Source organism: Lysinibacillus sp. 2017, from assembly GCF_003073375.1.
Lineage (GTDB): Bacteria > Bacillota > Bacilli > Bacillales_A > Planococcaceae > Solibacillus.
Window position 1 is genome coordinate 3655833 of sequence record NZ_CP029002.1, and the last position, 10456, is coordinate 3666288.

Below are 10456 nucleotides of genomic sequence, written 5' to 3' on the forward strand. Positions count from 1 at the left end.
CGGCACTTTATCATTTCAAGACTAACACCTAATTTTCTTACTGTCAATAAAGGGTAACAGTGTTTACGTCATTTCTTTTAATTCAATGTGACGCTCTAATTTTCGCTTTACACGCTGCAAAGCATTGTCTATTGATTTCACGTGACGATTGAGTTCTTTTGAAATTTCGTTATAGGATTGTCCTTCTAAATAGCGAATTAATACCTGTTGTTCTAGCTCACTCAACACTTCCCCCATCTTTTTTTCAAGATGGATGTAGTCTTCACGATTAATCATCAAATATTCCGGATCATCTGAGACCGGACTTGTAATGACATCCATGAGCGTACGTTCCGATTCTTCATCATAAATTGGTTTATCTAACGAAACATACGAATTAAGTGGGATGTGCTTTTGACGTGTTGCTGTTTTAATGGCTGTAATAATCTGTCTTGTAATACATAATTCCGCAAACGCACGGAATGAAGCAAGCTTATCCTCTTTAAAATCACGTATGGCTTTATACAAACCAATCATGCCTTCTTGGATGATATCTTCTTTATCCGCACCGATTAAAAAATAGGATCTCGCTTTTGCTTTAACAAAGAGTCGATATTTTGAAATCAAAAAATCCAACGCATCCGCATTGCCTTGATGCACTTGCTCCACAAGTTCTTCATCTGTTAAACTTTCAAACTGCTGTATGACTTGTATCTTCTCACTTTTAAGCAATGAAAATCACCTCAGCTACGCCAGAATCATTAGGAACAGTATAACTTAATTGGAAATAACGGGCAAATTATTATTTGAGCCCTCTTCGCCACTTTTCAAATTGCAACTCCACCTCTTTAGATAACTTTATCCTTGAGGCAGGCTTTTCGTCTTTTGCTTCTTTCACTTTTGAGGAAATTTTTGATTGAATAATTTGCATTTCGATTTCAAGCTCGCGCGCTGATTTACGCAATGCACCATGACCAAATACAACATTTTGCTCGGTCATATCTGAAGTAGCTACATAAATTTGAACCTTTCGTCCCTTTAATTCGGTCGATAATTTTTCAATACGTTCGTCTGCTATTTCATTTTTGCGTGTATAAATAACTTCCACCGCATGTTGAATATAAAGTTGCTCTGTACCTGGCACAAGATGCGCGTCAAAAACAACAATGACGCGCCACCCTGTATGTGCTTTATATTCGGCCATTCTTTCGATTAAGCGATCTCGCGCATCCTCGAAATGTGGTTCGCGCAATGGACGAAGCTCGCTCCACGCACCAATCATATTGTAGCCGTCTACTAGCAAAATATTTTGCATAACCTCATCCGTTAGCTTCTTGGCGTTTACGGTACACTTCGTACATTAGTAACGCTGCTGCTACTGAAGCGTTCAATGATGTAACATGACCAATCATCGGTAAGTTATATAAGAAATCACATTTATCTTTTAATAGACGACTCATCCCTTTACCTTCACTACCAATAATTAATGCAAGCGGTAATGTTGCATCCATTTTGCGATAATCCTGAGAACCTTTTGCATCCGTCCCCGCAATCCATACACCACGCTCTTTTAATTCATCAACCGTTTGTGCTAAATTCGTCACACGTACAACTGGCACGTGTTCAATGGCACCTGTTGATGCTTTTGCAACAACCGCCGTTAAGCCAACCGCGCGACGCTTTGGAATAATAATGCCGTGCACACCAATGGCATCTGCTGTACGCATAATTGAACCTAAATTATGTGGATCTTCTAATTCATCTAAAATAATAAAAAACGGATCTTCATTTTTTGCTTGTGCTACATTAAATAAATCATCTAGCTCTGCATAATCATAAGCCGCTACTGCTGCTACAATTCCTTGGTGATTATCAGCTAATTTATCAATTTTTTGCTTCGGTACGAACTGAACAAGTACCCCGCGCTCTTTAGCTAAATCAATTAACTCTTGGACCCCTGATTTTTTTACACCTTCTGCAATCCAAAGTTTATTGATTTCTCGTCCTGCACGTAATGCTTCTAATACTGGATTTTTACCAGCAATCATTTCATTCGTAGTTTCCTCTGATTGTTCCACTTGCTCCACCTGTGGCTGAGGTTTTATTTCATGCGTTTTACGCTCTTGGAATTTTCGACCTTGTTGTTTACGATCGCGTTGTGTTCTTTCGGCCATTTTATGACACTCCTTTTGACTGTTCTACGATTTGTATTGCGTAGTCAATTATTTCATCTGCACGACCTTGTTCCCCGATTAAAAAGAGACTACCTAACACCGCCTCAAAACCTGAACTATTTCGATACGTGCGTACATCTGTATTTTTAGGGACTGAGCCTGACTTCGCATTTCGACCTCTGCGGAATGTAGCAAGTTCTTCCTCTGTCAAAAAATTTTCATCCATCATGCGATGCACAATCATCGACTGTGCCTTCGCTGAAACGTAGCTTGTCGCTTCTTTATGAAGTGTATTCGGCTTCGCTCTTCCTGATAAAATTAAATGTTCACGAATTCTTTGCTCAAGTACCGCATCGCCCATATAGGCAAGTGCTAATGCATTAATCTGTATTACATCATGTGGTGTTAAATTTTGCATTTATTGTCCTCGTTTCCAACGTGTTCCTTGACGAGTATCTTCTAAAACGATATCCATGCTTAATAGCTGGTCACGAATTTCATCTGAACGTGCGAAATCACGGTTTTTGCGTGCAGCAATTCGCTCTTCAATTAACGCTTCAATCTCTTCATCAAGTAAGCCAGCTTCGACTTTCGCTTGAATCCCTAATACATTTCCGATTACATCAAACGTATTTAAAATGGCTTGTAATACTTCTTTGTCCGTATTTGCTTCGTTTAAATAAACATTTGCAATACGTGATAATTCAAACAATGCTGAAATGGCATTCGCTGTATTGAAGTCGTCATTCATCGCCTCTTCAAAATCAACTTTGATTTGCGCAATTTTTTCTAACCATTCTGCACTACCTTCAGCTAATCCAGCAGATGATACGATACGGTGTTCGACATTGGCGTAAGAAGTACGAATTCGGTCTAGACCATTTTTTGCTGCTTCTACTAGATCTTGCGCAAAGTTAATTGGATGACGGTAATGGACAGAAAGCATGAAGAAGCGTAATACTTGCGGATCGATTTGCTGACGAATATCATGCACTAAAATAAAGTTACCTAGTGATTTCGACATTTTTTCGTTGTCGATATTGATATACCCGTTATGCATCCAATAACGCGCGAATGTTTTATCATTATGTGCTTCAGATTGCGCAATTTCGTTTTCATGGTGAGGGAATGTTAAATCTTGACCGCCTGCGTGAATATCAATTGTATCCCCTAAATGTTCACGTGCCATTACTGAACATTCAATATGCCAGCCTGGACGCCCTTCTCCCCATGAAGTAGCCCATTTTACTTCACCTGGTTTTGCTGCTTTCCATAATGCGAAATCTAACGGATCTTCTTTTTTCTCACCCGCTTCAATACGTGCCCCTACCTTTAAATCATCAATCGATTGATGACTTAATTTGCCGTATCCATTGAATTTACGTGTACGGTAGTAAACATCGCCTTGTGATTCATATGCATATCCTTTGTCGATTAGCACTTGAATAAATTCGATAATATCATCCATATGTTCTGTAACGCGTGGATGTGCATCGGCTTTTTTGCATCCTAAAGCTGTAATATCCTCAAAGTAAGCTGCAATGAAACGATCTGTTAATGCCGACGTTTCTTCACCTAACTCATTTGCTGCTTTAATAATTTTATCATCTACGTCTGTGAAGTTCGAAACGAATTTGACTTCGTAACCCGCGTATTGTAAATAACGGCGTACTGTATCATAAACGATAACAGGGCGTGAGTTCCCAATATGAATGTAATTGTAAACAGTAGGTCCACATACATACATTTTCACCTTTCCTTCTTCTATTGGAACGAAGGGCTCTTTTTGTCTCGATAATGAGTTGAAAATTTGAATGCTCATTGTAATTGCTCCTTTTTTAAACTTGTCATTTCCTTTTGAAATTGTTCAATTATTTTTCTATTTCATCAAAAATAAAAAACGCCCCCATCACTAAAATTAGTGACAGAGACGCATATTAGCGCGGTTCCACTCTGGTTGAAGAAGTACGATAGACCCCTTCCGCTTAAAGAGTCCGTTAACGAGGACAAGTCGATTTAACCTACTTAAAATTTCAATTAAATACTCAAAGGTGCATTTCTGCTTTGCCTTGACCTAGATCACTTTCAGACGATGATGATCCTCTCTAATAGGTATGCGCCACGTACTTCTCCTTCTCAACGTGATTTCCGCTATATACAATGTATATTCATTTTACAGTTAATTTCTGAAAAATCAATTTATTTGGCTATTAGTTTGCAAATTGCTCTACGCGAGCGATTGCTTTTGCTTTACCAATTAAAGAAATTGAGTTTGGTAATTCTGGGCCGTGCATTTCACCCATGATAGCTACACGAATTGGCATAAATAAGTTTTTACCTTTTACGCCTGTTTCCTTTTGAACCGCTTTAATCGCCGCTTTAATTGAAGCAGCATCAAATGACTCTAAGTTTTCTAATTGTACTTTAAATGCAGCCATAACTTGAGGTACTGTTTCACCAGCTAACACTTCTTTTGCTTCTTCATCATATGAAACTTCATCATTGAAGAATTGGGCAGTAAGTTCAACGATTTCAGCACCGAAGCTCATTTGCTCGTGGAAAAGGCTGATTAATTCAGAAACCCATGCATGTTGTTCTGCTGTTAATTCTGCAGGGAGTAATCCTGCTTTTTGTAAATGTGGTAAAGCTAGAGCTACTACATCTTCAGGTGATAATTTTTTGATATATTGGTTGTTCATCCAAGTAAGCTTTGTTTTATCAAACATTGATGGTGATTTTGATAAACGTTTTTCATCAAATAACTTAACGAACTCGTCATGTGAGAAAATCTCTTCTTCACCTTCAGGAGACCAGCCAAGTAACCCGAAGAAGTTGAACATTGCTTCTGGTAAATAACCAAGATCTTTATATTGCGCTACGAATTGAATAATCGATTCGTCACGTTTCGATAATTTTTTGCGGTCTTCATTAACGATTAATGTCATATGACCAAAGCGTGGATATTCCCAACCAAATGCGTCGAATACCATCATTTGTTTTGGTGTATTTGATAAATGCTCTTCCCCACGGAATACATGTGTCATTTCCATGAAATGGTCATCTAATACTACGGCATAGTTGTAAGTAGGGATACCATTTGCTTTAACAAGTACCCAGTCACCAACGTCTTTTGATTCGAATGATACATCACCGCGTACTAAGTCAGTAAAGCTATAAGTAACATTTTCTGGAACACGCATACGAATTGTGTGCGGGATACCAGCAGCTTCTTTTTCAGCTACTTCTTCTGCAGTTAAGTGACGGCATTTACCATCATAAGTTGGTGCTGCTACGCCTCGAGCTTTTTGTGCTTCACGAGATGCTTCTAATTCTTCTGAAGAACAGAAACATTTATAAGCGTGCCCTTGTTCTAACATTTTTTCAGCGTGCTCTTTATAAATATCTAAACGTTCCATTTGACGGTAAGGTGCATATGGACCACCGATATCAATCGATTCATCTGGAATAATTCCTAACCAGCGTAAGTTATCTAATTGAGAAGCTTCGCCGCCCTCTACGTTACGTTCGATATCTGTATCTTCAATGCGTACTACGAAAGTACCGTTGTGATGTTTTGCATATAAATAGTTGAATAAAGCTGTACGTGCGCCACCAATGTGTAAAAAACCTGTTGGCGATGGTGCATAACGAACGCGAACTGGTTTCGTCATAATATTGCCTCCTAAATTTAAGTGTCAAGTATACTCGACCCCTTTTAACTCCGTTCATTTTACCACTTGCAGTTATTAAATAAAAGTGGCGTGTGCCGAAATTTGACACACGCCGAACAAATTAGGCTTTTACTAAAAGAATTGTTGCCATTGAGGCAATCCCTTCTTCACGACCAACAAAGCCCAGTTTTTCAGTTGTTGTTGCCTTCACATTCACTTGTGATGGGTCTGCATTTAATAATTCAGCGATACGATTGCGCATTGCCTCAATATACGGTGCCATCTTCGGACGTTGGGCCATAATTGTGCAATCCACATTACCTAATTTATAGCCGCGTGCTTCAACCATTTTCCAAATGTATGCAAGTAACTTCGCTGAATCCGCATCTTTCCATTCTGGATCTGTATCTGGGAAGTGACGACCAATGTCACCTTCACCAATTGCGCCTAATGCAGCGTCTGTAACGGTATGTAATAATACATCCGCATCTGAGTGTCCTAAAAGTCCGCGCTCATGCGGGATTGTAATTCCACCTAAAATTAGTGGACGTCCTTCTGCAAATTCATGAACGTCAAAGCCTTGTCCAATTCGAAACATTATAATTCACTAGCTACCCTTAACAGGTAAACTAGCCTTCACCTACCTTTTGTTAATCTAGTTATTCTTAGTATAATCAACTTCTAATAAAAATGCCTTGAAAAACTTTAACATTTTTCAAGGCATTTTCATTTAGATGATTGTTTGGCGTCGGTTTAAAATGGCTTCACCAAAAATTAAATCTTCTTGTGTCGTCATTTTGACATTTTCGTAGCTGCTTTCAACCATGTGAATATCATATCCTAAACGTTCGACTAGCATTGCTTCGTCGGTTCCTAGAAAACCTACTTTTTCAGCAACGTCCTCAGCTTCTGCTAATAAGTCGAATCGGAACGCTTGTGGTGTTTGAATCATCCATAACGAATCACGATCAACGGTTTCTTTAATCAGTCCATTATGCACAATTTTCATCGTATCCTTTGCTCGAACACCCGCAATAGCCGCACCTTTTTCATAAGCTACTTTCGTAAGTTCTGAAATTGTCGGTACCGTTATAAACGGACGTGCTGCATCATGAACGAGTACAACTTCTACGGCGTTCATTTCTTTAATACAAGAATGTACGGAATGCTGACGCTCGGCACCACCTGTAGGCAATCCTTTTACTTTTGAGATTTGATACTGTTGTATTAAAGATTCGATATAAGGACGTTCTTCATCTTTAACGGCTAACCAAATGCCTGTACAATTTTCATCTTGTTCAAAAACCAGTAAGGTATGCATTAAAATTGGTTTTTGTGCTAACAGTAAAAATAATTTATTTTGCCCAGCACCCATACGCTTTCCGCTACCTGCTGCCGGCAAAACGACTTCATAATGCAAAATGGTTCACTTCCTAACCTTCTTTTGGCTTCGCAAAAATCATGCGACCTGCCGATGTTTGCAGCACACTTGTTACGGTCACAGTAATTGCCTGACCGATATAGCTACGGCCACCTTCTACAACGATCATCGTACCGTCATCTAAATAGGCTACGCCTTGATTATGCTCTTTCCCATCTTTAATCACGACAACTTGCATGTCTTCTCCTGGAATCACGACAGGCTTCACAGCATTCGCTAAATCATTAATGTTCAATACTTGAACACGGTGTAATTCACAAACTTTATTTAAGTTAAAGTCATTCGTTAAAATTTGTGCATCCATTTTTTTCGCTAAACGCACTAATTTTAAATCGACTTCTGCAACATCCTCAAAATCAATTTCCGTAATTAACACTTTTGATGCGCGTTCATCTTGCAGGCGTTTTAAAATATCTAACCCTCTGCGACCACGTGTACGCTTTAATGTATCCGAAGAATCCGCAATATGCTGTAATTCAGTTAACACAAATTGTGGAACTACCAGAATACCTTCTACAAAACCGGTTGCCGAAATATCTGCAATACGCCCATCAATAATAACGCTCGTATCAAGTAATTTATGGTGCTCAGATGTATCTTTCCCTACTACGTCCGTTAAACGCTTTTTGGAAGTAGATTTTCCCGAAAATATTTGAAGTAGTTCATCACGCTTACTAAACCCTAATCGGAATCCTAAATAACCTAACACGATTGATAAAATTGCCGGTACAACAGCAGTCACAACGGGGATATTCATTTGGTTAATCGCTACACTTGCTAACGTCGCTACACTAAGCCCAACAATTAAACCGAATGTACCAAATAATAAATCGGCGGCAGGAAGTTTAAATAACACTTCTTCTAACCAATTAATTAGTTTTACAAAATAGTCCGATAATGCAAACGATAAAACAAACAATAAAGCAGCACCTATTACAACGCTAAAATATGGATTATTAAGCCATGGATGGGTTGATAAATTCATAAATTCGTATAATGGCGGTAAGAAAATGAGACCTAATGCTCCCCCGATAAATAAGAATGCTACTTGAATTACTCTCTTTAACATACACATCACCTCCTATGATTAATTATACATCCAATATGCAATTCATGCGACGCACAAACCTCAAGCTTACATCGCAAACAAAAACAGCGATTTTAACTGTATTAGAATAAAATATGCTATTTCAATAAAATTCCCTCTAAAAATATTCCTATCGTCACATAAATTTTTTTGTTAAATTTACATCATATCTTTACAGTAATGACAGAGTTCCTTCCGAATTATATCATCCTATAGTTCGGTTGGTTATTTTAGTATATTATCCACATATAACAGAAAAATGAATCGCAAGATAGGAGAATACGTTTTGAACTCATCTAAAAGGTGTTGTGTATTTAGGGTACTTAATCTTTACCCTATTTATGACGATTGGCGCAGCAGAAACGAATAAAGTTTTATTCTTCATTTTCTTGATGATTGATTTTTTATTCATCGGTTTATCGCTAAGTTCATTTGGAATCTTGGCACATGGTATGCATTTACTTGCCGCATACTCTGAATTAATTATTGCGCTTCTGTCACTTTACGGTGCAGGTGCAACGTATTAAACAAACACTTAGACTTTACATTCTTACCAATTGGAAAGCCCTTTGGTATTTTTACAAAAGAAGCCTTTGAAAAGAAATGTTCAACAGTAAAAAATTAATTTAAGATATTATCCGCTTAAGGCGGTGGTTAGCATAAATTCTCATCATTCTCGTCGCAAATGAGCTGTCCCGAAAGGATTTTCCGGACAGCTTATTTATTGTTATAAATCTTGAAATGAAGATCGTAAAGCATCACTAATTGTTTCGACACCAACGATTTGAATTCCTTCAGGGAAATCCCATCCTCCGATATTTGACGCAGGAATAATCGCACGCTTAAACCCTAATTTTGCTGCTTCTTGTACACGTTGTTCAATACGCGATACACGGCGTACCTCTCCCGTTAAACCAACCTCACCAATAAAACAATCCGTCGGACGAACAGCCTGGTCTTTAAAGCTTGAAACAATGCTCGTTAACACCGCTAAATCAATGGCAGGTTCATCTAATTTCACACCGCCTGCAACTTTAATATAAGCATCTTGCGCTTGTAGCATCATTCCCATACGTTTTTCAAGCACAGCCATTAACAATTGCACACGGTTTTGATCGACTCCTGTTGCCATACGCTTTGGATAATTAAAACTGGTTGGTGTCACAAGAGATTGGATTTCTACTAGAATTGGACGTGTTCCTTCCATGGATGCTACAACCGTTGAGCCAGGTGCCCCTTGTGAACGCTCCTGTAAAAATAGCTCAGACGGATTTAATACTTCTTTCAATCCACCTTGTAGCATTTCAAAAATCGCAATTTCATTTGTTGAACCAAAACGGTTTTTTTGACTTCTTAAAATACGGTGATTATGATGACGCTCGCCTTCAAAATAAAGCACGGTATCCACCATATGTTCTAAAATACGCGGACCTGCAATTTGCCCTTCTTTTGTTACGTGACCAACTAAGAAAATCGCAATGTTTTTCGTTTTCGCAATGCGCATTAATTCTGCGGTACATTCACGCACTTGTGACACACTTCCTGGTGCACTTGTGACTTCTGGGTGATGAACAGTTTGAATGGAATCGACAATCACAAATTTCGGTTGAACTTCTTCAATTGTTTGATTTAAAAACTCTAAATTCGTTTCAGAGTATATGTAAAGCTCCGGAGATTTCACGCCTAAACGTTCCGCGCGTAACTTTGTTTGGCGTACTGATTCCTCCCCTGAAATATAGAGGACTCGTTTTCCTTGGTTTGATAAAAGCGCAGAAATCTGTAAAAGTAATGTCGATTTCCCAATCCCAGGATCCCCACCAATTAACACAAGTGAACCTGGTACAATCCCACCACCAAGTACACGGTTAAATTCACCCATTTGCGTAACAATACGTGTTTCCTCTTGCACTTCCACATTAATAATTGGTGTCGCCTTTGTTGTCGTTGTAGAATGTTGGAATGCTCCGCGAACTCCCTTTGAAATGATTTCTATTTCTTCATTCATCGTATTCCATTCGCCACAGCCTGGACAGCGCCCCATCCATTTTGCCGCTTCATAGCCACAGCTACTACACATAAACTTCGATTTTTTCTTCGCCATTTC

At 38.7% G+C, this 10456-nt stretch carries 10 protein-coding genes, 1 pseudogene and 1 other annotated feature; of the genes and pseudogenes, 1 reads left to right on the forward strand and 10 read right to left on the reverse strand.

Annotation, left to right across the window (positions count from 1 at the left end):
- Positions 1–63 precede the first annotated feature (63 nt).
- The 9 genes from sigH to DCE79_RS18015 form a co-directional block, all read right to left on the reverse strand.
- Positions 64–711, reverse strand: coding sequence for an RNA polymerase sporulation sigma factor SigH (gene sigH / locus DCE79_RS17975; RefSeq protein WP_108714310.1), 648 nt, complete (start codon positions 709–711; stop codon positions 64–66).
- A 70-nt stretch (positions 712–781) separates the two neighbouring features.
- A complete protein-coding gene (locus tag DCE79_RS17980) occupies positions 782–1294 on the reverse strand; it encodes an NYN domain-containing protein (protein WP_108714311.1) in 513 nt (170 codons plus the stop codon).
- Between the two features lie 4 nt (positions 1295–1298).
- Positions 1299–2153, reverse strand: a complete 855-nt coding sequence (gene rlmB / locus DCE79_RS17985; protein ID WP_108714312.1) for a 23S rRNA (guanosine(2251)-2'-O)-methyltransferase RlmB — start codon at positions 2151–2153, stop codon at positions 1299–1301.
- 1 nt (position 2154) lies between these two features.
- Positions 2155–2571, reverse strand: a complete 417-nt coding sequence (locus DCE79_RS17990; protein ID WP_108714313.1) for a Mini-ribonuclease 3 — start codon at positions 2569–2571, stop codon at positions 2155–2157.
- Complete coding sequence (gene cysS, locus DCE79_RS17995; RefSeq protein ID WP_108714314.1) at positions 2572–3975, reverse strand: cysteine--tRNA ligase; 1404 nt, start codon at positions 3973–3975, stop codon at positions 2572–2574.
- 101 nt (positions 3976–4076) lie between these two features.
- Positions 4077–4302 (reverse strand) — a binding site (T-box leader).
- 61 nt (positions 4303–4363) lie between these two features.
- Positions 4364–5824, reverse strand: a complete 1461-nt coding sequence (gene gltX / locus DCE79_RS18000) for a glutamate--tRNA ligase (RefSeq protein ID WP_108714315.1) — start codon at positions 5822–5824, stop codon at positions 4364–4366.
- A 121-nt stretch (positions 5825–5945) separates the two neighbouring features.
- A complete protein-coding gene (gene ispF / locus DCE79_RS18005) occupies positions 5946–6422 on the reverse strand; it encodes a 2-C-methyl-D-erythritol 2,4-cyclodiphosphate synthase (RefSeq protein ID WP_108714316.1) in 477 nt (158 codons plus the stop codon).
- Positions 6423–6554: 132 nt separating this feature from the next.
- Positions 6555–7244, reverse strand: coding sequence for a 2-C-methyl-D-erythritol 4-phosphate cytidylyltransferase (ispD, locus tag DCE79_RS18010; protein ID WP_108714317.1), 690 nt, complete (start codon positions 7242–7244; stop codon positions 6555–6557).
- 13 nt (positions 7245–7257) lie between these two features.
- Positions 7258–8334 carry a PIN/TRAM domain-containing protein gene (locus DCE79_RS18015; RefSeq protein WP_108714318.1) on the reverse strand — a complete coding sequence of 359 codons (1077 nt, stop codon included), beginning with the start codon at positions 8332–8334 and terminating at the stop codon, positions 7258–7260.
- Between the two features lie 320 nt (positions 8335–8654).
- Here DCE79_RS18015 and DCE79_RS18020 point away from each other — a divergent pair.
- Positions 8655–8977: pseudogene (locus DCE79_RS18020) on the forward strand (hypothetical protein); the annotation flags it as partial.
- Positions 8978–9079: 102 nt separating this feature from the next.
- Here the strand turns inward: DCE79_RS18020 and radA are convergent.
- A complete protein-coding gene (radA, locus tag DCE79_RS18025; protein ID WP_108714319.1) occupies positions 9080–10453 on the reverse strand; it encodes a DNA repair protein RadA in 1374 nt (457 codons plus the stop codon).
- Positions 10454–10456 lie beyond the last annotated feature (3 nt).